The sequence below is a fragment of the Acinetobacter sp. CAU_H_S170_2 genome, assembly GCF_058890445.1.
On record NZ_JBZYAE010000001.1, the window covers coordinates 2,106,247 to 2,129,396 of the forward strand.

At 41.7% G+C, this 23,150-nt stretch carries 20 protein-coding genes and 1 pseudogene; 15 read left to right on the forward strand and 6 right to left on the reverse strand.

The features are described 5' to 3' along the window. Nucleotides 1–10: 10 nt before the first annotated feature. Together purL and AC5EUN_RS10485 are read right to left on the reverse strand one after the other, a co-directional pair. Nucleotides 11–3,847, reverse strand: coding sequence for a phosphoribosylformylglycinamidine synthase (purL, locus tag AC5EUN_RS10480; RefSeq protein ID WP_493352340.1), 3,837 nt, complete (start codon nt 3,845–3,847; stop codon nt 11–13). A 185-nt stretch (nt 3,848–4,032) separates the two neighbouring features. Next, nucleotides 4,033–4,758 carry a hypothetical protein gene (locus AC5EUN_RS10485; RefSeq protein WP_010326416.1) on the reverse strand — a complete coding sequence of 242 codons (726 nt, stop codon included), beginning with the start codon at nt 4,756–4,758 and terminating at the stop codon, nt 4,033–4,035. Between the two features lie 185 nt (nt 4,759–4,943). On the opposite strand from AC5EUN_RS10485, the pseudogene AC5EUN_RS10490 reads away from it, so the two are divergent. The 4 genes and pseudogenes from AC5EUN_RS10490 to ruvB all read left to right on the forward strand — a co-directional run bounded on the left by AC5EUN_RS10490 (nt 4,944) and on the right by ruvB (nt 9,452). Further along, nucleotides 4,944–5,709, forward strand: a pseudogene (locus AC5EUN_RS10490) (IS5-like element ISAba31 family transposase). Nucleotides 5,710–6,151: 442 nt separating this feature from the next. Further along, nucleotides 6,152–7,492, forward strand: a complete 1,341-nt coding sequence (locus AC5EUN_RS10495) for a deoxyguanosinetriphosphate triphosphohydrolase (RefSeq protein ID WP_029574990.1) — start codon at nt 6,152–6,154, stop codon at nt 7,490–7,492. A gap of 126 nt (nt 7,493–7,618) precedes the next feature. Next, complete coding sequence (gene ruvA, locus AC5EUN_RS10500; RefSeq protein ID WP_010326413.1) at nt 7,619–8,221, forward strand: Holliday junction branch migration protein RuvA; 603 nt, start codon at nt 7,619–7,621, stop codon at nt 8,219–8,221. Nucleotides 8,222–8,441: 220 nt separating this feature from the next. Further along, nucleotides 8,442–9,452, forward strand: a complete 1,011-nt coding sequence (gene ruvB / locus AC5EUN_RS10505; protein WP_005399718.1) for a Holliday junction branch migration DNA helicase RuvB — start codon at nt 8,442–8,444, stop codon at nt 9,450–9,452. A gap of 54 nt (nt 9,453–9,506) precedes the next feature. Here ruvB and AC5EUN_RS10510 read toward each other — a convergent pair whose 3' ends face one another. Both AC5EUN_RS10510 and AC5EUN_RS10515 read right to left on the reverse strand, forming a co-directional pair. After that, nucleotides 9,507–10,739, reverse strand: coding sequence for an acetamidase/formamidase family protein (locus tag AC5EUN_RS10510; protein ID WP_493352341.1), 1,233 nt, complete (start codon nt 10,737–10,739; stop codon nt 9,507–9,509). Nucleotides 10,740–10,956: 217 nt separating this feature from the next. Then, nucleotides 10,957–11,538: a hypothetical protein gene (locus AC5EUN_RS10515; RefSeq protein WP_010326411.1), complete on the reverse strand. Its 582-nt coding sequence runs from the start codon at nt 11,536–11,538 to the stop codon at nt 10,957–10,959. Nucleotides 11,539–11,759: 221 nt separating this feature from the next. On the opposite strand from AC5EUN_RS10515, the gene ybgC reads away from it, so the two are divergent. The 6 genes from ybgC (at nt 11,760) to pal (ending at nt 16,918) form a co-directional block, all read left to right on the forward strand. Continuing rightward, nucleotides 11,760–12,167 carry a tol-pal system-associated acyl-CoA thioesterase gene (gene ybgC / locus AC5EUN_RS10520; RefSeq protein WP_004693869.1) on the forward strand — a complete coding sequence of 136 codons (408 nt, stop codon included), beginning with the start codon at nt 11,760–11,762 and terminating at the stop codon, nt 12,165–12,167. 26 nt (nt 12,168–12,193) lie between these two features. Beyond that, complete coding sequence (gene tolQ, locus AC5EUN_RS10525) at nt 12,194–12,892, forward strand: protein TolQ (protein WP_004980607.1); 699 nt, start codon at nt 12,194–12,196, stop codon at nt 12,890–12,892. Beyond that, the gene (gene tolR / locus AC5EUN_RS10530) at nt 12,892–13,344 is read left to right on the forward strand and encodes a protein TolR (protein WP_004693872.1); all 453 of its coding nucleotides are present in this window, start codon (nt 12,892–12,894) and stop codon (nt 13,342–13,344) included. The genes tolQ and tolR overlap by 1 nt, the downstream gene beginning before the upstream one ends. A gap of 3 nt (nt 13,345–13,347) precedes the next feature. Then, complete coding sequence (gene tolA / locus AC5EUN_RS10535; protein ID WP_010326410.1) at nt 13,348–14,655, forward strand: cell envelope integrity protein TolA; 1,308 nt, start codon at nt 13,348–13,350, stop codon at nt 14,653–14,655. 357 nt (nt 14,656–15,012) lie between these two features. After that, a complete protein-coding gene (tolB, locus tag AC5EUN_RS10540) occupies nt 15,013–16,296 on the forward strand; it encodes a Tol-Pal system beta propeller repeat protein TolB (protein WP_010326409.1) in 1,284 nt (427 codons plus the stop codon). Nucleotides 16,297–16,348: 52 nt separating this feature from the next. Continuing rightward, entirely contained in the window at nt 16,349–16,918 is a 570-nt protein-coding gene (gene pal, locus AC5EUN_RS10545; RefSeq protein WP_004693879.1) for a peptidoglycan-associated lipoprotein Pal, read from the forward strand. A gap of 60 nt (nt 16,919–16,978) precedes the next feature. On the opposite strand, the gene AC5EUN_RS10550 is transcribed toward pal, so the two are convergent. Then, on the reverse strand, nt 16,979–17,179 hold the full coding sequence (locus AC5EUN_RS10550; RefSeq protein ID WP_004980614.1) for an NF038105 family protein: 201 nt from the start codon (nt 17,177–17,179) through the stop codon (nt 16,979–16,981). Between the two features lie 181 nt (nt 17,180–17,360). Here AC5EUN_RS10550 and AC5EUN_RS10555 point away from each other — a divergent pair, with 181 nt between their 5' ends. From AC5EUN_RS10555 to AC5EUN_RS10575, 5 genes are all read left to right on the forward strand, one after another. Next, entirely contained in the window at nt 17,361–18,335 is a 975-nt protein-coding gene (locus AC5EUN_RS10555; RefSeq protein ID WP_058952079.1) for a class 1 fructose-bisphosphatase, read from the forward strand. Nucleotides 18,336–18,388: 53 nt separating this feature from the next. Next, the gene (locus AC5EUN_RS10560; protein WP_010326407.1) at nt 18,389–19,165 is read left to right on the forward strand and encodes a TrmH family RNA methyltransferase; all 777 of its coding nucleotides are present in this window, start codon (nt 18,389–18,391) and stop codon (nt 19,163–19,165) included. A gap of 161 nt (nt 19,166–19,326) precedes the next feature. Then, nucleotides 19,327–19,941 (forward strand): RNA polymerase sigma factor, encoded by a 615-nt coding sequence (locus AC5EUN_RS10565; RefSeq protein WP_010326406.1) that lies wholly within the window; start codon nt 19,327–19,329, stop codon nt 19,939–19,941. Then, nucleotides 19,938–20,255, forward strand: a complete 318-nt coding sequence (locus tag AC5EUN_RS10570; protein WP_010326405.1) for a hypothetical protein — start codon at nt 19,938–19,940, stop codon at nt 20,253–20,255. Before AC5EUN_RS10565 ends, AC5EUN_RS10570 begins: the two co-directional genes overlap by 4 nt. After that, entirely contained in the window at nt 20,245–20,649 is a 405-nt protein-coding gene (locus tag AC5EUN_RS10575) for a DUF3106 domain-containing protein (RefSeq protein WP_010326404.1), read from the forward strand. Before AC5EUN_RS10570 ends, AC5EUN_RS10575 begins: the two co-directional genes overlap by 11 nt. Nucleotides 20,650–20,725: 76 nt before the next feature. Here AC5EUN_RS10575 and AC5EUN_RS10580 read toward each other — a convergent pair whose 3' ends face one another. After that, complete coding sequence (locus AC5EUN_RS10580) at nt 20,726–23,146, reverse strand: CSLREA domain-containing protein (protein ID WP_010326403.1); 2,421 nt, start codon at nt 23,144–23,146, stop codon at nt 20,726–20,728. Nucleotides 23,147–23,150 lie beyond the last annotated feature (4 nt).

Here is a 23,150-nt window from a genome sequence, read left to right on the forward strand (position 1 = left end):
AGACTTCAAATTAACCAATGAACTTACGTGCATTACGGAACATACGTAACCATGCACCATCTTCCGTCCACTCTTCAGGCTTCCAAGAATGCTGTACCGCACGGAAGTTACGTTCAGGGTGCGGCATCATAATCGTTGCACGACCATCTTTCGATGTGACACCTGAAATCGCTTCTGGTGAACCATTCGGGTTCATTGGATAGTGTTGAGTCGGGTTCCCTTGGCTATCGACATAACGCAAGATCACTTGATTGCCTGCATTTAATGCAGCCAAGTTATCCGCGCTTGTTACCACACGACCTTCACCATGTGCAACTGCGATCGGCAGGATTGAACCTTCCATACCTTCTAACAATACAGAGTTCGATTTTTCAACACGAACGTTTACTGCACGCGCTTCAAACATCTCAGAAGTGTTGCGGTGGAAACGCGGCCAAGCTTCAGCACCCGGAATCAGTGGCGCCAATTGCGACAACATTTGACAGCCATTACAAATACCAAGAGAGAACGTTTCGTCACGATTGAAGAATTTTTCAAATTGGTCACGAAGTTTTGGGTTGAACAAAACTGATTTCGCCCAGCCACCACCAGCACCCATTACGTCACCGTAAGAGAAACCACCACATGCCACAAGACCTTCAAAGTCATCTAGGCTGATACGACCTGCAAGCAAGTCGCTCATGTGCACGTCTACAGTATTGAAACCAACTTTGTCGAATGCCGCAGCCATTTCAACATGACCGTTTACGCCTTGTTCACGTAAGATCACCATGTTTGGACGGCGTTCGTTGATGTACGGCGCTTCGATTGGCTCGTTCAAATCAAATGTAGGTTTTGCAATAATACCTGCATGTGATTTGTCCGTGATCAATGCAAATTCTTGATCCGCTGTTTCCACGTTATCACGTAGACGTTGAATCTGATGTGACACTTCAGTCCACGCCACTTGCAAGTCTGCACGTTCAAGCACTAAGCCATTTACAGTCAATTGATCTGTATTATTTACAGTACCAATAACCGCAATTGCATCGCGTAATGTAGATGCCGCAACTTCTTCTGCAAGTGTTGCCCAATCAGACGCGCTGATTTGAAGCACTGCACCAATTTCTTCTGCAAATAGACTTTCAGTTGATTGATCTTCTAAAGCCACACCGAGACGTGCCGCAAACATCATTTCCGCAACAGTTGCAAGCAAACCACCATCACCGATGTCGTGGTAAGCCTTAATTAAGCCGCGGTTATTCCAGTCTTGAACCAATGTAAAGAAAGCTTTGAAGTCGTCAAAACTATCCACATCAGGTGTCACTGAACCAATCGCTTTATAGACCTGAGCAAGGATTGAGCCACCTAAACGGAACTGACCTTTAGAAAGATCGATACGGACAAGTACTGATTCTTCATTTTTCAATTCAGGCGTTAAGGTTTTACGTACATCAGTCACAGGAGCAAAGGCTGTGATTACACCTGACATCGGTGAAGTCACCGATTTGTCTTCGCCTTCATCATTCCAAGTCGTACGCATTGACAATGAGTCTTTACCGACTGGAATTGCAATACCGAGTGCAGGACACATTTCCATACCGATGGCTTTTACACCTTCGAATAAAGCTTGGTCTTCACCTTTTTGCCCTGCCGCCGCCATCCAGTTTGCAGACAATTTAATGTCACTGATCTGGTCGATTTTTGCAGACATAATATTTGAAATCGACTCTGCAACCGATAAACGCGCAGATGCCGCAGGATTTAACAAGGCAACAGGCGGACGTTCACCCATCGCCATTGCTTCACCTGTATAGCCTTGTAAGCTTGTTGTGGTTACTGCTGCATCTGCAACAGGAACCTGCCAACGGCCTACAAACTGATCACGTGCAACCATACCTGTAATTGAACGGTCACCAATGGTGATCAAAAATGATTTCGATGCAACCGTTGGATTTTTAAGTACACGGTAAATTGCATCTTTCAAATCTGTGACTTTAGATGCATCAAAGTCGTCACCTTGACGTTCAATCGTTTCATACGAACGACTCATACGTGGTGTGCCACCTAGCATGACCTGCATTGGCATATCCACGGCTTTGTTTTCAAACAATGGATCTTCAACAGTTAAGTGACGTGCTTCAGTCGCTTCACCCAATACTGCAAACGGACAACGTTCACGTGCACAAAGTGATTCAAACAGGCTTAAAGAACTTGGACGAATAGCTAAAACATAACGTTCTTGCGCTTCGTTTGACCAAATCTCCATTGGAGACATGCCCGGCTCAAGCGATGGAATCTTACGCAAATCAAGAATCGCACCCAGTTCGTGGTCATTCACCAACTCAGGCATTGCGTTAGAAACACCACCTGCACCCACGTCATGCACAGACACGATTGGGTTGAAGTCTTCCATACGCCAGCATGCATCAATCACTTCTTGGCAACGACGTTCCATTTCAGGGTTTTCACGTTGTACAGAAGCGAAATCTAAGTTTTCACCGAGTTTACCGCTGTCTACAGAAGATGCAGCACCGCCACCAAGACCGATCAGCATTGCAGGGCCACCAAGGACGATCAATAAATCGCCTGGTTGAATCGCATCTTTTTCCACGTGGTCTGGACGGATGTTACCGTAACCACCAGCAATCATGATTGGCTTATGGAAGCCTTTCACATCGCCATTCACATTTTGTTCAAAAGTACGGAAGTAACCATTTAACGCAGGACGACCAAATTCGTTGTTGAACGCAGCACCACCCAAAGGCCCTTCAATCATAATTTGAAGCGGAGATGCCATACGAGATGGTTTGCCGTAGTTCTCTTCCCAAGGCTGTTCAAAACCCGGAATGTTCAAGTTAGACACAGTAAATCCTGTCAAACCTGCTTTTGGTTTACCACCACGACCTGTTGCACCTTCATCACGGATTTCACCGCCCGAACCAGTCGCAGCACCCGCAAATGGTGCAATCGCTGTTGGGTGGTTATGCGTTTCCACTTTCATCAGGATGTGAGCGGCTTGGCTCTTGTATTTATAAACGTGGTGACCAGTCGCTTCATCTTTCTTCGGATAGAAACGCTGAGTATCAAAACCAACAATCACCGAAGCATTGTCTTTATATGCTGACAATACGTCTGTCGGTGATTCTTTATAGGTGTTTTTAATCATTTGGAACAATGACAATGGCTGTTTTTCACCGTCAATCGTCCATTCAGAACCAAAGATTTTATGACGACAGTGTTCTGAGTTTGCCTGAGCAAACATCATCAGTTCGATATCGTGTGGATTACGACCGAGCTTGTTAAAAGCAGCAACTAAATAATCAATTTCTTCATCAGAGAGTGCGAAACCAAACTCAGAGTTTGCTTTCACTAAAGCGTCTTTACCCTGACCTAAAATGTCGATTGCGTTTAAAGGCTTTGGTGCAGTTTCAGAGAACAATGCAGCAGCGTCTTCAATTTGATTGAACACACTTTCAGTCATACGGTCATGTAAAACTTGTTTTACTACATCCGATACTTCAGAAATACCTTTTAAAGTAAACAAAACACCGCGTTCTAAGCGGTGTATCGGGGTATTACAGTTAGCAAAAATATCCGTTGCCTTTGATGACCACGGCGAGATTGTGCCTACACGTGGCGTCACAAGGACTTGAACTTCATCACTTGTCGCTTGGCGAACTTGGAAGGTTGCGCCATCATTTAATAGCTGCAAAGCAGATTGCTGTTGTTGCTCGTCGAGCGCTTGGTCGAAAAGGTAAACCCATTGGCTTTCTATTGATTGAACAGAACTGATAGACGATAGACGTGTTAAAAGTTGTGTTTGCTTAAAAGAAGAGTGTGCAGGTGCACCGGCAACGATAAACATGCTGTTTTTGGCTCCACGGGCAGGTCTAGACAACCTACCTCAATGTGACTTGAAGAGAGCGCATATTCTACTGTGAATGCAAGTTTTGAGCTAGTCATATCAGACTTAAAATATGCTGAAATCGTGGTTTTAAATGTCCGAATTTCTTTGACTTTCGCTGCTAAACATGATTAGTAACAATTGATTTACTTGACTGAATATATGTACTCGCCTGTTTTCGGATCTTCTTTAGCAATGATGCCGTTCTTTTTATAAAACATATTCCCACATTGAAGCTCTTCATCAATTTCACCATCTATTGCATAAGGAAGTTGCACATTCACTCGCTTTAAATAAGGATGATCAAAAGCTGGTTCGATAAAAAATGCATCTAAACTTTCCATGTTATAACAAACATAGATTTGCTCAGGTGTACCGTTTTTATTCAGGTCAATGCTAAAGGTGTGATCAGAATTTTGTACTATTCGATCATTTTTCAATGATACAAAATTAACTAAATCACCTTCTCTATCAATTTCATAGGAATATTTTTGATTTTCATCCTCTGAGCCACCATTACAGTTTTTAATTGGTTTTCCAATTTTAACTTTTTCGGATTGAAGCTCTTCTTTGGTAAATTTAGATTTACCATTTATTTCATTACTGAGCAAAATCGCCCAATAATTTTTCCCCTCTGCGCGTGGAGCATCTGTCCAAATACAATTTTTAGCAATGAACTGATCGCCCTCTTGTTGAAAGGCAAAAGTAGCGATAGGTAAATCTTGGATCACTTTATTTTCAACCGATAAGTTTGGTTTAACTTGAGAAACTTTTGATTCAACTTTTTCAGATGCAGTCATCTGTTTATTTTGATTAGGTTGGCTGCAAGCGGATAATAAGATACTGATAGCTAATAATAAGCTTTTATTCATATTTTTCTCAGGCTCATAATAAATAGGTTCTGGATCCCATCCATTGTGGAAAATCAATAGTCGTTTACACTCAAGATATAAAATAACTGATTTCAAATCTTTATATAGGGTGTGTTGACACTTTTAGCTTAAAAAAATAGCGAAGTAGTAAAATCAAATCGCCAAACCCAATTTTACTATTCGCTATGCCTCGTACCATGCTGACAGATCAACACTGGCAAAAGTTGAAAGTTATTCTGCGTAATTTATCCATTCACCACAACTCAAATTTACGCAATTTTATTGAAGCTATTCTCTATAGAATTAGAACAGGCTGTCCGTGGCGAGATATTCCTTGTTGTTTTGGTCATTCAAACTCTATTTTCAAACGTTTTAATCGTTGGTCAAGCAGCGGTAAGTTACTTAGATTATTCAAATTACTAGCCTCATGCCCCGATATGGAGTGGATTTTTATTGATGGCTCTCATGTACGTGCTCATCAACATTCTGCCGGCATAGCGAATCAATCTATTTCTAAAAGTGTAGGAGGAAACTCCTCAAAAATACATTTGATTGTTGATGCACATGGCAATCCTATTGATTTCATGATTACCGATGGAACCACACATGATGTTAAAGTTGCACCTGATTTAATATCAACATTAGATTTAAAAGAGACAAAAGTGGTATGTGCAGATAAAGGCTATGATTCAGAACCACTGCGTGAACAGATCAGGAAAACAAGGACTAAAGCGAATATACCAAAAAAAACAAATAGCCAATCGAACAATGACCATATGGACTGGTGTTTATATAAAATCAGGCATTTAGTTGAAAATATGTTTTGTAGATTAAAGCAATTTAGAGGAATAGCTACTCGATATGACAAGCTCAAAAGAAATTATCAAAGTTCTGTTGCTTTAGCCTGTATATTTTTATGGCTACCTTTATAGGGTTAATTATGAACAGTAAATGTCAACAGACCCTAATTCTTCCGCATCAATTTGTGCTGAATATTGATCATAGTTTTGATCTGAAATATAAGATTATTCGTGTAGGCAAGGTATTTCCCCTAAAGAAATAATCGTATTACACTTACACAGGAGTTTTGGCATACCGCCCGTAGTTAGTTTATTTAAAAAATCAATATAGTTAGGTCTAATTAGTCATACTTGATCAAAACAGAGTGGAATTTAGAACAATCATGATTGTTTCCCCCCTTTCAGCACGAAATAAATGGCAGATGATTGAAATGAATTTATATGATTTCATCATCCATTTTTTTCAGAATAATGGTGAAAAGTATAGGGAAAACCAAAAGTCATAAATTAAAAGACAACTTATGTCGCAGCCCTCTAGAGCTCGTCACACTTTTTTGGCATGATGAAGCCAATAACTCACTGAATAACGATAAATGATGCAAATGCGTTGGTTGGAACTGCTCTCAACAGTTCGTATTGGAAGTAAAAAACAAAATACCGAATTGGCACGTAGCCCATTTCACAAAGATTATGATCGAATTATTTTTTCCCAAAGTTTTCGCCAACTGAACCGAAAAACCCAAGTCCATCCACTGACTCAACACGATGGCATTCACACCCGTTTAACTCATTCGCTCGAAGTCTCCTGCATTGGACGCTCTCTTGGCATGCTCGCAGCGGAAAAAATCAAAGATGAACTACCAATGTGGATTTCCCCTGCCGATGTTGGAGCCATTATTCAAGCGGCTTGTTTAGCACATGATATTGGGAACCCACCGTTTGGTCATGCGGGTGAATATGCTATTCGTGAATGGTTTGACGATGCGTCACATGGAAACTTTTTAGAGAAACTTTCCGCAGAAGAACAAGCCGATGTACGTCAATTTGAAGGTAATGCCCAAGGTCTACGCTTACTGACTAAAATTGACTATCACCCTAATGATGGTGGCATGCGTCTGACTTATGCAACACTTGGGGCTTACTTAAAATATCCATGGTTGTCTAAAACCATCGAGTCACAAGGTAATACTCCTGCCAGTAAACGTGCCAAATTTGGTTGCTATCAGGCAGAAAAAGAAATCCTTCAACAAATTGCAGAGCAACTTGGACTGATTCAACTGGGTGAATATCATTATTGCCGTCATCCGCTGACTTATTTACTTGAAGCAGCAGATGATATTTGCTACGCCCTGATTGATCTTGAAGATGGCATTATTTTAAATATGTTGTCTTATGAAGAAGTCGAACCGACTTTTTTAAGCTTACTAGGTGAATATAGCGCACCAACTGAACTGTCGATGCCAGATACAACTTGGCAGCAAAAAATTGCAGCCCTACGTGGACGAGTGATGAAACGTCTGGTTGAAGAAGTCACATCGGCATTTGCTAAGCATCATTTTGAAATTTTAAACGGACAACTGGCTGGCAGCTTACTGCAATACTGCGCTGCTGATATTGAGTTAGGCATTAACCGTGCAAAGGATTTAGCTCGCGATAAAATATTTGAACACCCACAAAAAGCGGGTTTGGAAATTATTGCCCATCAAAGCTTACAAAACATTTTAGATGCCTTTATTCCGCTCACTACACCGCATAAAACATTGAGCTTTAAAGAACAACGCTTAATGGCTATTTTATGTCGTTCTGGTGCGCACTTTGGTAGCAACCACTATGAAAATATCATGCAGGTCTTAGATATTATTTCTAAATTTTCGGACCACCAAGCGTACAACTTGTCTCAAGAGTTACAAGGCAATAAGGCAGGATTGATTTAAATAAGTCATCAACATCCAGTTTGATGATAAAGCCATCAATCCGAACTCAATTTTCCATGAGTCTTTTGCCTTTCTGCGCAATGCTCACTACTATGCAACCATAGATAAAAAAGTGAATCACACAACATGATCGGATGTCTTATTGGTGAAGTCTTCGCACTAGAAGCACCCACCGTACTTTTAAATGTAAATGGTGTCGGTTATGAAATTGATACACCACTGACGACCTTCTGCCAACTACAAAAAGGCCAGAACATTACCTTATGGACGCACCTTGCCGTGCGTGAAGATGCTCAACTGCTCTATGGTTTTCTACATCAACAAGAAAAAATCATTTTTCGCACCCTATTAAAGGTCAACGGTGTCGGCCCTAAAATGGCTTTAGGTATCTTATCCACGCTCAGCGTCGATATGCTGATTCATACTGTCGAACATGAAGATATAAATACACTGGTTAAAGTACCGGGCGTGGGTAAAAAAACTGCTGAACGTTTGATGATTGAGTTACGTGATCGCTTTAAAGCGATGTCTTCAGGCACTGTGCCAAGCAACTCAACCGTTGAACAAATTCAGTTCACAGGCAACTCTGCCGTGGCAGAAGCTGAAGCGGCCTTACAATCTTTAGGTTACAAACCTTTAGAAGCACAGAAATTGGTCAATGCTGCAAAAGGTGATTTTACTGAAGCGAGCGACATCATCCGTGCTGCACTCAAATCGATGAATAAATAATCCAAAATAGACACACCAATACACCTAAATTGGATACATGAAGGCGACATGGATGTCGCCATGTTGGATTGGGATATAAGGACATATCCTCAATCCAACATAAGATTTTTGTTACTTTTGATCTTTCAAAAGTAAGGCAATGCCTACACAATGGTACCTAAACACAAATCATAATTTGAGGCTGTGCCTCGAAAGTTCAGCCAGAGATTGATTTAACTATATGCAAGACCGTCTCATCGGTGGTTCCGAAAAACCCGAAGATCATATCGACCGCGCTATCCGCCCGACCTCACTCGATGACTACATCGGTCAGCCCGTAGTTCGTGAGCAAATGGAAATCTTTATTGGCGCAGCACGTGGTCGAGGTGAAGCCCTCGATCACACCTTAATTTTTGGTCCACCGGGACTAGGTAAAACCACACTTGCCAATATTATTGCCCGTGAAATGGGTGGAAACCTCAAGTCGACTTCAGGCCCCGTACTAGAACGGGCTGGGGATTTGGCAGCCATGCTGACCAACCTTGAAGAAGGTGATGTGCTGTTCATCGACGAAATTCACCGTCTTTCCCCCGTGATTGAAGAAATTCTTTACCCAGCCATGGAAGACTACCAACTCGACATTATGATTGGCGAAGGTCCTGCGGCGCGTTCAATTAAGCTCGACTTACCCCCTTTTACTTTAGTTGCCGCAACCACACGTGCTGGACTCCTCACCTCTCCTTTACGTGACCGTTTTGGTATTGTGCAACGCCTTGAATTCTATTCAGTCACTGACTTGACACATATTGTGACTCGTTCTGCCAATTTGATGGATGTACCTATTACACGTGAAGGTTCAGCAGAAATTGCACGTCGTTCACGTGGTACACCACGTATTGCAAACCGTTTACTGCGTCGTGTCCGTGACTATGCGCAAGTCAAAGGTACTGGTGAAGTGACACAAGATATGGCTCAGCGTGCACTCGATATGCTCAATGTCGATAAAGATGGTTTAGACACTTTAGACCGTCGTTATTTGAGTATGTTACTTGAACGTTTTGATGGCGGCCCTGGTGGTGTAGAAGCTTTGGCAGCTGCAATGGCTGAAGACTCAGGTACTTTAGAAGATGTGATTGAACCATATTTGATTCAACAAGGTTATGTCATGCGGACAGCCCGTGGCCGTATTGCCACCAATATGGCGTATTTGCAGTTTGGTATGACACCGCCTGAACCGAAGGATAAACCCTAAAATACCTGTTTAATGCAAAAGAAGGAGGCTTAATGCCGCCTTCTTTTTGGTTCACTATCTATTCTTTGTTTCTTTAAACTCATTAAAGTCTGCTTTACGGATCATGGCATGAATACCTTTGGTACGATCAACCACTTGGGATACCTCAAAGTCTGTAGCGGCACTTAAATAAGCATATGCAATTTCTTCTGAAATACCATATTCATCAACCAAAAAGCGAATCGCTTCACGTGTTGATTTACGCATTGCTTCGTCCAAATCTTCGTCTAAACCAGGCGTAATCCAAAACTCCGCATTCTCTGCTAGAGGTTGTCTAATGGTTTTACCAGGTACTTTATCCTTGCCCGCTTTTAACAATGTAATTTTAAACGTTGCCCGTGCTGATCCCTCAAGAGCAGTCAAGGAAACTTCACCATCTCCTTGAACAAAATGACTATCACCTGTATAGAACAGTGCACCTGGCACTTGTACAGGATAGTACACCGTTGCCCCAGCACTTAACTCATTAATATCAATATTTCCTCCATAAAATGATGGGGGTACTGAATGCACAGGTTCGCTTGTATTTGCAGCCACCCCCATAGTTCCCATAAATGGGTTTAAAGGAAAGCGGATTGATGGGCCTGTATCAGTTTTTAAAACACCTTCCCAAACTCCATTTTTATTTTTTTCAATTGGCGTAAAGATAGAAACATTACCATATGCATCTGGATTATTTGCTGAAGCTCCATCCATCTTTTTACGCTTTGGAAACTCAGGTAATGTACCCTTTCCATGTCTATTTGAAATCACACCATAAGGAACTCGTGGTTCAACTTTTAAGATTTCAACTTTTAAAATATCCCCAGGCATTGCACCATCAATTGCAATTGGACCTGTGATGATGTGTGGACCATCTTTATGAAAATCATGCTTTAAATTGGAGCTCGTAATTAATTTTGCTTCATCTAGAACATTTTCAGATTCAACCCCATGCGATGAAAAATACTTTTCAGCATCTCTCCCCTGATCTTCAAGCAATCCTTCATGTGAAACAGTATCAAAGGTCACTGTACTTTCCGATGGAACTGTTAATACTGGTTTAGCATTCTTATTTGGTAAATAGCCCCATGTAATTGTTTTTAATGTACTTGGAACATAATAATTCCCTTGATATTCACCTTTTTTTAATAACATTGGCTTATTTTCTAGTTGTTTTAAAACCTGAAAGTCATCAGCAAAAGTGAAAGATGAAAGTGCTAAAAGACCAGATGTGACAGCTATAGATAATGCTAAACGCGTTGACATATGTAAATTTCCCTAATTTAATTACATAACGCTAAAAGCAAATTTAATGCCATTTTAAGTTATTATTCACGTTTTAATAAAGTTATACCTAGTCGCTCTATTAGTCAGCTTCTTAATACAATACTGGGTATGCATTTATAAAATATTTAAATAACATTATCTTTTTTTTAAACGAGAATCCATCACAAGCCTTGGCTATACATCCCCTCTCGACAATTTATAAAGAGGAAATTTCTCTCACCTCTTCGACCAGCATTAACTCACACGCCCCATTCCCTGTGTCTGTCCGACTCAGTGAACTGCGCCACGTCCAACCATCAGCCGATTTAACTTCAACCAGTTGCCCTTTTAAATAAACCATGTCGTCTACATCAATATCTGCAAGTTTTTGTGCAACAACTTTATTGGCTGGGATCAAATGCGTATTGGCACTACTCGAGGCAATATCATTTACTGGAATGGGTGGATTGTTCTCATAACGCCGATAATACCAACGATTACTTTGTGTAATAGATAGTTGCTTGTAGACTTCAGGCTTCGCCATCTCGTTCCAACCCAAAGCAAAATCCACAGGACTTAGCTCTGCTTCACGACCCATCCTATAGTTTTCACGCGCCAACACACGAAACTCTCCCGCATATGGTTCTAAGGAAGTAATTGTGTAGCCTTCAACTTGCTGTACATTTTCAATCGGTGAATATAACTCTAAACTTCTGCTTCCTTGCTCAGGCTTAAGCCAATATGTCCACAGCGCAAATGCCACAGCCAAAATAAGCAGCAGTTTAAAATAACCATTCATTCCCTTATCCTTATATTTTTATAGCCATACAGCGTTCAACTCCCCCAACAGTCATGAATCACAATATTTGACATCTTGTGCCATTGGAGTGAAATCTCATAATGCTAAACTGCGACGCATTAGTACTTTGACGTGCATCAATTTTAAGACCCTGTCCTTAAATATAAAAGCGCCAAGTCAATCTAAATCGACTCGTACAACTGGAAAAACGGAATACTCTCATGGCGAATAAATTTGAATTCAACATTCGTGTCTATATTGAAGATACTGATGCAGGTGGCATTGTTTACCACGCCAATCATATTCGCTTTATGGAGCGTACCCGTACTGAGTGGTTACGTGCTTCTGGTGTAGATCATTACTGGCATCAAAAAGACTATAACTTCGTTGTACACAAAATTAATGTGAAATATTCACGTCCAATTTTAATGGATGATTTAATTACTGTTACAGCAAGTGTTGTTTCGTGTAAGGCTACGTCATTTGTGTTGCAACAAAATATTTATCGTGGTGAAATCATGCTTGCATCTGGTGAGGTCGAATTGGCATGTATCAGTTCAGAAATGAAACCACGTCGACTTCCCGATGAAATCCGCGAACTGATTCTAAAAGAATTAGGACAAGACTAAAAAAATTATTGGCACATGTAGTAACTATGGCAACTCAACTCGAATCATCTCTTCAAGTTTCAGATCTAATATTACAAGCAAGCCCAGTCGTACAACTGGTAATGCTGGCTTTACTTTTGGCCTCGCTGTTTAGCTGGTATCTGATTGCCAAGTTACACATGAGTTATAAAAAAGCACAGGCAGACGATGACCATTTCCAAAAAATTTTTTGGTCAGGTGCTGAACTGAATACGCTGTATAACAATGCGCAACTTAACTCCAAACGTGTCGGCCTTGAGGATATTTTTTATCAAGGTTTAGGCGAGTTTTTAAAACTAAAAAAACGCAATGCTGCTACAGCTCAAACCATTGAAGGCACAGAACGTATTTTACGCGTCGGTCTAAGTCGTGACCAAAGCCAACTTGAACAAGGCTTAGGTGCTTTGGCCAGCATTGGTTCTGTTGCCCCGTATGTTGGCTTATTTGGTACCGTTTGGGGCATCATGAATGCATTCATCGGTTTAGCAGACGTAGATCAAGTCACCCTTGCAACGGTTGCACCCGGTATTGCTGAAGCCCTCATTGCTACAGCGATTGGTTTATTTGCAGCGATTCCTGCAGTATTGGCATTTAACCATTACACAGGAAAAGGCGAAACGGTTTACTCCGATCGTGCTTTATTTGCAGAAGAAATGGTTGCGTTATTACAACGTCAGTCTTTGGGTGAAACTAAGGAACATGACTAATGGCAATTCAACGTTCAGGACGCTTCGAGCGCATTAAAAAACCACTAAAAAGTGAGATGAACGTCGTCCCATATATTGACGTCATGCTCGTATTATTAGTGATTTTTATGGTCACCGCACCCATGATTACTAGCGGCATCAATGTCGATCTTCCTCAGGCCAATGGCAACCCCATTGAATCAAAAGATGCACCTGCAATGGTCAGCTTAGATAAAGAAGGTCGCTATTTCCTTAAATATAAAACACACAGTTCAGCTGAACCTTTGGCTTTATCTGAATTGACGTCTATTTTAAGTGAAGCACAGCAACAAGCTCAGGCTGAAAATAAAACTTTAACCGTTGTTGTGGAAGGTGAACAGTCACGCTCTTATGGCGAAGTCATGTCGCTCATGAACAGCCTACAAGAAGCGGGCCTCAGCCAAGTTGGATTACTCACAGAGCCATTAAAGTAATTTATGAAAGATTTTAAAAAGCCACCTTTTAAACAAAAAGCCATCGCGCTTGGATTTACCTTTGGTGTCCATGTGATTGCTGTTGTTGGCTTACTTTATCTTGGTATGAGTAAACCACCAGAGCCACCGAAGCAAATTAGAACTGTGCTCATCAAACCTGAGGACTTAAAGCCTGTTACGCTTGAAGAAACAGAGTTTACGGAAACAGCACATGAAAATGTAGCCAAAGAAATCACACAAACTGCTCCACCAGTTGTAGAGCCTGCACCTGTTATCCCAACTGCACCACCTATAACACCCGTTGTGCCAAAGGTCGACGCTCAAAAGGCAGCAGCGGATGCTAAAGCTGCTGAAGCGGCAGCGCGTAAAGCTGAACTACAGCAGCAGATTCAGGCACGTGCAAAGGCTGAAGCTGAAAAACTACAAGCTCAGCAAGAACGTGCTGCTGCCCGTGCAGCGGAGCAAGCTAAAAATGCTGAGAAAGCCAAAGCAGATGCAGCGGCGAAAGCCGAAGCAGATGCCAAACGCCGAGCAAACTTAGAAGCATTGAAAAAAGCAGAGGCAGTACAAAAAGCGAAGCTAGAGGCACAAAAGAAAGCAGATCTCGCTAAAAAGCAGCAACAAATTACTGACGCCAATAAAGCTAAAGTTGCGGCTGATGCAAAAGCCAAAACCGATGCCGATAAAGCCAAGGCTGCCGCTGATGCAAAACGTAAAGCCGATGCGGACAAAGCAAAAGCCACCGCTGATGCAAAAGCCAAAGCAGACGCCGATAAAGCCAAGGCAAATGCCGATGCTAAAGCTAAAGCAGATGCAGCGAAGGCCAAAGCTGACGCTGATGCGAAACGTAAGGCTGATGCGGATAAAGCTAAGGCAAATGCTGACGCAAAAGCCAAAGCTGATGCCGAAAGAGCCAAAGCCGCCGCTGATGCCAAACGTAAAGCCGATGCCGATGCCAAAGAGCGTGCGGCTGAAGAAGCACGTGCTTCATCTGCAAAACAAGCTGCCGAAGAAGCCGCACAAAAGAAAGCTGAAGCAAAGCAAATTGCTTCAACGGCAAAGCGCGACTTTGAAAATAAAATTAAGCGTGCTTGGGATACCCCAGCAGGTTCAACGGGTAAAACCGCGACTGCACGTGTCACGCTTTCGGATAGTGGCGCTGTACGTTCTGTGATCGTGAGCTCCAGTGACCCGGACATGAAAGCCAGCGTCGAAGCAGCTGTTCGTTCTGCTGCACCCTATCCAATGCCTTCAGATCCAGAAGCGCGCCGGCAAGCACAAAGCTTTACCTCATCCTTTACTGCAAAATAATCCAAATCCCTCTGAACAGTCAGGGGGATTTTTAGCCTAAATCTCAGTACTTTTATATACTCAAATAACTTATTTTAAATACGTTTAATCTGTATCCATGTTCAATAGTAATCGATGTGAAGTCTTTAATTTCAGTCGATATTTCACTCCATATAAGCAAACCGCCACTCTCCCTTATCACACATATCTACCTATGTGTTTTTGCATTTACGCTTAAACGACTTAATTCTTACTCATTTTTCACAGTGTTATAACAGATCAGTCATAATTTCATGCTTTTAATATTAGAAAATCATGCCATTATGTAGAACAATTAAACCCACAATAAAAGCCGTTTGTTTGAGTAAATAACGAATGATGGAAATGACGCGTAAACACCTTCTTAGCCTAGCCATTTTAACTGCTTTCAGCCCAGTCTTAGTGACTCAAGTGCATGCTCAGCTTCATTTAGAAATTGCAAAAGCACCTGAAGAAGCGCCTAAAATTGCAATCGTACCTTTTAGCAATGACAGTAGCCTCTATCCTATTATTGAAACAGATTTAAACCGCTCAGGGAAATTTACCAGCGCTTCAAAAAATTTACCTGCAACCGCCAGCATGAATAATCCGAACGCAGCCAACTGGCAGGCTGCAGGTGTTCCATATGTCGTTACAGGAACAGTAAAAACCACTGAAAATGGCAGTTACGAAGTTCATTACCAACTTTATGATGTCCAAAAACAACAATATCTTTTAAATGAATTATTAACTGTTCCAGCATCACGCGTTCGTTCTGCTGCACACATGATTAGTGATGCTATTTATCAAGCATTAACTGGTATTCCAGGAGACTTTAGCGGTCGTATTGCTTATGTACTACGCAATCCTGCTACACCAGAGCAACGCTATACACTACAAATCGCGGATACTGATGGTGAGCAACCACGTACAATTTTAACGTCACGCGACCCCATTCTATCGCCTGCTTGGACTCCAGATGCCAAGAAAATCGCTTATGTGTCGTTTGAAACCAAACGCCCTGCAATTTATGTCCAAGACCTTTCCACAGGTGCGCGTGAAAAGCTTGCTAGCTTCCGGGGTCTAAATGGCGCACCAAGCTTCTCTCCAGACGGGAAAAGTATGCTGTTCACCGCTTCTATGCATGGCAACCCGGAAATCTATCAAATGAACTTGGAAACCCGTCAGCTGCAACGTATGACCAACGACAGTGCCATTGATACTGAAGCGCGTTATGCACCAGATGGTAAGTCATTTATCTTTACTTCTGACCGTGGTGGTTCTGCACAAATTTACCGTTATGACTTGGCAAATAGTAATTATAACCGCCTGACCTTCCGTGGCGCATTCAATGCACGTGGTACGCTCAGTGCCGATGGCAAAAAGCTGGCACTGGTTCACCGTCCAAGTGGTAGTAACTATAAAGTCGCTATTCAAGATTTAAACTCAAGTGTCACCAATATTTTAACGCCAACCAGTTTGGATGAATCACCAAGTTTCTCGCCAAATGGGCAGATGGTGGTCTATGCAACGCGTGAAGGTTCACGTGGTTTGTTGTCGATCATGTCACTGGATGGCCGTTTCCGTATGAATTTACCAAGTGAACAAGGTGAAGTCCGTGAACCCGCTTGGGCACCCAAATAACTTTTTTAATGACTAGTCATTTAATAATCATCAATTTTCATGGAGATGAAGAATGAAATCGATCAAACTTTTAGCCCTTCCAATCTTAGCGACTGCTCTTGTAGTTACAGGATGTGCGAGCCGCAAACCCGCTGCGACAATTGAAGCGGGTCAAAACCCAAATGGTTCAACCACAGTCAATACTCAAGGTCTAAGTGAAGATGCTGCTTTAAATGCACAAAATCTTGCAGGTGCATCGGCAAAAGGCGTAACTGAAGCCAACAAAGCATTTTTAGCAAAACGCGTTGTGCATTTTGACTATGACAGTAGCGACCTCAGCAATGATGATTACCAAACGCTACAAGCTCATGCGCAGTTCTTAATGGCAAATGCAAATTCGCGTGTGGCGTTAACAGGTCATACCGATGAGCGCGGTACACGTGAATACAATATGGCATTGGGTGAACGTCGTGCCAAAGCGGTTGAAAGTTTCTTAATCACCACAGGTGTGAGTCCGAACCAGCTTGAAGCAGTTAGTTACGGTAAAGAAATGCCAATCAATGCAGGCCATGACGAAAATGCATGGAAAGAAAACCGTCGCGTAGAAATTAACTACGAAGCAGTGCCACCACTTTTAAAATAATGCTGGTATTACAACTGAAATAAAAAAAGCGCTCCTTTCGATGAGCGCTTTTTTTATGACTTAAACTTGTTCAGGCTTGGGATTTTCATCAGATTCTTCAGCATGTTGCATAGATTCAATCATGTCATGTTTATTGAACTTTTTATACTCAGCCTTTGCTTCGTAATCTTGCCACGCTTTTTTCACGCTATCGTCTGAAATATCATCTAAGTTAATCCCTTCGCTCGGCGTTGGAGTCGCATCAAATTTTTGCGTTGTCATTGTTGTGCTCCTATTTTTACCTGATATTCCTTCCATCAACATAGCACTTTCCACAAGACTTGCAAGGGTAAAATCGAAGCAAATAGTCGAGTTTAATTGTTCTTTTGTCTCGTTCTCGACTAAAATATAGCGCAATGTTGATTTTGTTACGTATTCAAGTTTTAGTGGAGTCCTCCCCCTTATGTCATATCTCAATCTGTCCCAATTTTTAGAACAACAAACGGGAAATCTTACGCCTGAATTGGCACAAGTGATTAGCACCATTGCTGCTACTTGCCAAACCATCGATCAAGCTTTACAAAAAGGTGCTTTAGCTGGTGTCTTAGGTAGCGCGCAGCATGAAAACGTGCAAGGTGAAGAACAGAAAAAACTGGATGTAATTTCAAATGATTATTTGATTGATGCTCTAAAAATCCACCCACAAGTTGGTGGTTTAGCGTCTGAAGAATTGGATGAATTCACGCCAGCTCAAGAAAATGGCAAATATTTAGTTTTATTTGACCCACTTGATGGTTCAAGCAACATCGACATCAATATGTGTGTGGGGACTATTTTCTCAATCTTGCCTGCAAAAAATGCAGTGACACAAGCTGAAGACTTTATGCAAGCAGGCAACCAACAAGTTGCTGCGGGTTATGTACTTTATGGCCCATCAACCATGTTGGCACTAACAGTCGGCGCAGGTACGGTGTTCTTTACCTTTGACCCAGAAACTCAACAATTCTTGCTCACCTCTGAAAATATTCAAGTGGCAGCAGATACCAAAGAATATGCCATTAACTCATCAAACCAACGCCACTGGGAAAACCCAGTAAAACGTTATATTGAAGAACTTCTTGCAGGTAAAACAGGTCCACGTGAGAAAGACTTCAATATGCGTTGGGTGGCTTGTATGGTGGGCGACATTCACCGTATTCTTTGCCGTAGCGGGATTTTCATGTATCCATACGACCTCAAAGATCCGAAAAAAGCAGGTCGCCTGCGTTTAATGTATGAAGCAAACCCTATGAGTATGCTAATTGAACAAGCTGGCGGTGCATCAACAACGGGTCGCGTTCGTATTTTAGACATCGAACCAACTGACCTACACCAACGTGTCCCAGTGATTATTGGTTCTAAAAACGAAGTCGATTTAGTGACCGGCTACCACAACTAATTTTTTTTAAATGCGCATAGCCATCTGAAGCGTTATGCGCATGAGTCTCTCCCATGTCAATCGTTTTTCTTGAATCAAAAGACAACCCAAAGATTAAACATCTGCGCGGTTTAATAGAGCAAAGTAGCTACCGTAAAAAGCAAGGTCAAACTGTGCTTGAAGGGACACACTTAGGCTTAGCTTGGGTTGAAAAAAAGAAGAAACTCAATTCTATTTTCACCACTGAAAATGCACTCGAACACCCTGATATTTGCGATATTTTAGATGAATATGAGGGTGCTGTTTTTGTCATTGCTGAAAGCCTATATCGTGACTTAAGCACATTAGGGACCACTTTGCCCTTCCTGGCAGTTGTAGACTTACCAAGTTCAAGCCAAAGTGTAGACTTTAGCTTCGATACCTTGATTTTGGAAAACATTCAAGATCCAGGCAATGTAGGTACACTGCTCCGCTCTGCTGCAGCAGCGGGTATTAAGCAAGTTATTTGTACCAAAGGTTCTGCTGCACTCTGGTCACCACGTGTATTACGCGCAGGCATGGGTGCACACTTCTCACTCAACACCTATGAAAACGTTGCCATCGAAGATGTACTCGAACGCTTTGAAATTCCAGTGTATGTGACCAGCTCACATCAGGCCGAAAGTTTATATCAAAAAGATTTAACACAAGCTTGTGTCTGGATCTTAGGCAATGAAGGCCAAGGAGTTTCTGACTTTGCTTTGGCACATGCTCAAGCACTAAGCATCCCACAGCCTGGTGGCCAAGAATCTCTCAATGTCGCTATTGCGGGTTCAATCTGCTTTTTTGAAATGGTGCGTCAACGACTTTAAAATCGTTAAGTTATATTAACTAAAGTCGGCTCAGTAGAAAAAATAGATTACACTAGAAAAAATAATTACTTGTGTTGTCAACCAAACCATTATTTCCAACGTTATAGGCACATGATCGAGGAAATAATGGTGGGTATCCGATGACAGGATTTTCCATCTCTATGGATTTAGCACCCAAACAGTCTAAAACGCAGGATTCTAGTACTCTAAAGAGTACCGCCGAGTCTCGCCTAAAAAACTTCATGCAAGAAGTGACTGGTCGTGCGTTAGTAATGATGGAAACTGCCACCCAAAACCAGCAGGGTATCGCCATGGATTTGGTGCAAGAAGCTTTTATTTCATTACACAAATCTTATTCAGATCGATCTACGGAAGAATGGTATCCCCTGTTCTATACCATTTTAACCAATAAATTACAGGATTGGCGTCGTAAAGAAGCACGTCGAGCACAACCGTTTTCTTTCTTCAAAAAAGTCAGTCTTGATGATGACGATTTTGAAGTCAATGAGGTGGTCGATGAAAGAGCGCTGAATCCTTCAGACTTCTTAAGTCAAGCTGTCACTGCGGATGAAATTCAAGAAGCCATTGCTGGTCTTCCGGTTCGTCAGCAGCAAGCATTTATGTTACGTGCATGGGAAGGTTTTGATACTGCAACCACTGCGCAAATCATGAATTGCTCTGAAGGCAGCGTTAAAACTCATTACCACCGTGCGATTCAAGGCTTACGCAATGCTCTCGCACATTTGAATCCACATCTAGGAGGATCATCCGAATGAAAGATGATTTCTTAAAGCAAGTAACCTCCAAACTTGATGGGCTCGCGCAACACCACAAGAACAAACCCGTGGTGATGCAACATGTTCTTGATGACATTCAAGATCAAAAGTCCTCACGTTATGGCCTTTGGAAAATGTCTGGTTTTGCTTTAGCTGCGGCTATTGCTGGCTTTGTCGTACTTCCGAACTCTATAACCCTTGATGAAAAGCCACATAACCAAGTGGTTTCGACTCCTAAACTTTCACCTCAAATGGTTGAAGATTTAGAAATGTTATTGGTTTTAGGTGAGGACACTGTTCCACATGGCAGCTAAACGTGTCGCTTTCGCACTTTGCACGCTAGGTTTTTTACAAACCAGTTTTGCAGGTTTTGATCGTTTTTGGATTTTTTCTAAAGATGCAGATACCCAAGTGTCTGAAACATGGGAGTCGTTGTCTGAAGAAGAACAACGAGCGTTGATTCAACGTTACCAATCCCTTAAAGAACTGCCCGATGCGCAAAGTGCAGCCCTGCAACAACGTATGGACTGGTTTACTCAGTTACCTGAACAAGAAAAGCAAAAAATGCGTGACACTTGGCAACAGATGAGCACCCAAGAACGACGTGATTTACGTGTACGCATGCAAAAAGCAGATGCAGATGAACGTGTGAATATTCGAAATGAATATATCAACAAGTACATCCATAGCAACACTGCTACACATTAAGATGCCTAGTTGAATGTAAATACTTTAGAAACAGCCATAAAAAATGCCTCATGTGAGGCATTTTTTATGGCTACATTTATATTTTTCGTCGTTGTCTAAACCACGCTAATGACAACAATCCAAGCACCCCAAGGCCACTGATTGAGCCACCACCACCGCCACTCGCTTCCGTATTGGTATTTTTAGCGGTGTTCGTAAAATACATCATCGCAGATTTAGACTCTTCAGCCTCTGCATCATAGATCACATATTCAATTTCATAAGGGAATGGACTGAAATTATTGCGGACTTCGACTTCAATATTGCCGCCATAACATACATATTTTTCATATTCTCCCGGACAAGAACCTGTACGTTCTGGCTTAATATTAATGCCTGCATCCTGACGTACAATACGAATAGCAAGATCCTTTCCATTCGCATCACGGTGAAATGCTGGACGCTGATGTTCTGCCGCGACTGTACTAATCGGTCCATCACCATCATCACTATCATTTGCAAGTGGATTTACATTGAGTTTTAAAGTGCCACCATAATTCAGGGTGTATTCATCCGTTTTGGCAATAGGTTGTATATTGCTAAACTCCGCTTTTAGAATCCCCGAAGAACTTGCCTGCGTAGCCTTACTCTTTACACTATATTGGCAATACACATATTCCGTGCTTGTTGTAGGCTTACCATCGGTGCGATAAATCATGATTTGTTTTAAATCATCCTTCCACTCACAGCGTAAAGTTGGATCCGCTCTGAGTTTTGAGGTATCCAACACACCATCTTTGGCGCTGAGAACACCTACACCTAATACCTGAGTTTCAGTAATGGTATAATTCTCAGTGTTCATTTCTTTTAAAGCCGACGTTCCATCAGCAGTGTTGACCACAGCCTCATCTTGCAAGACAAACTGAAAGGGATCGACATAAATCGCTCGGTATTTTTGATGTAGTTTGGTTGCCGCTAAAAGCTCTTTATAACGCTTTAACTCTTCATTAAACTCGATCAAAAAGTCTGGATTGGTGTTTTTATCGGCGATTAATTCTTCCAATTCCTTAATATTATTCTCATACGCCTGAAGACGTTCTGCCTGCGAGGTATTTTTCAAATCAGCAATATCCGCTGCTGCTAAACGACGCAACTCAACCGATCCAATATCACAGCTGTTAGCTTCCGCAGGTGCTAACATCAATGTTCCGTCGACAATACGGTCTAGACCACGCTGGTCACTATCATTGCAGCTCAATTTACTGTTGGTATCTAGTAAATCAACTCCTCCACTATTCACTTTCGGAAAATACATTGGGCGGAATAAATTATATTTTGATGGCGAAGTTAAGGAACTGAGTAGACTTCCTATAGCCACATTTTTCACATCAATATTGGTATCTGTCGTACCATCGAGTATTCGTGCACTTGCTGCCAGTTCACACTGACTGGTTGCAGTATCAAACGCATTGTAACCTGCCGTCACACCGGCATCATATTTGTCGGATAGTGTCTGAGAACCGACATAGCGGCATGATGTATTTCCATTATATGCAAGTACATTGTAATACAACGACTTCGTACCGAAATCATCATAATCCAAAACGCTCGCGGCACTGTTTTCTACAATGGTGTTATTTGAAAATAAGAAACTACTTTCAAGACTCAGATTATGCTCTCGGGTATTAACGGCATACAAGATGCTCCCGTTTAGAGTATTCACAGTATTTTTTGCGATCGTATTATTCGCCATAGCAACTTTTGGGTTACCACAAAAATCGAATGTATTTAGATTCGATATCTGACCATTTGAAATAATACTATTCGCTCTAAACTCTATATTCGTTTTTACATCCAACAGCCCTGCATAACATTGCATTGCAAGCACACTACCTACAGTCGCTTGGTTACCTTGTAATACACTATTATTTACAGTCACCTGATGCTCACCAGAACCAACGAGATAGAGTGCTCCACCTTTTTTATCCGACTTTGAGTTTAGAATTTGTACATTATTTAAGGTTAATGCTCCACCGACCAGTAAAGCACCGCCTTCATCTGCCGAATAACCATTTTCTAGAATGACATTCTCTAGCGTCAAACTGGTCTTGGTAATGGTATTAAATAAACGTGACTTTCCACCCGCATCAATCCGTGAAGTCAGCTCACCTAGCGCTGGATACTTAAAAGTGATGGGATTTTTTTCACGATCTAAATAAGGGCTTTTCCCAAAAACCACCACTTTAGACTCGGGAACAATTTCCTTACTCAGCTTATACGTCCCGGCTGCTAACTGAATATAATCGGTTTGACCTGAACCCGTATTCCCAGCACTACAGCCGCCATAAGCCTTATTTAAACTGGCTGTTTTGATTGCCTCACGGAGTGAACATTGATTCATGTTCACATTATCTTCATCATCAAATGTGTTGACATGAATTGTTCTATCTTCTGCAGCCATTAATGTCATAGCAGCTACCACCATGACACCCAATAGTCCTTTTTTAAAGTGTTTCATGTTC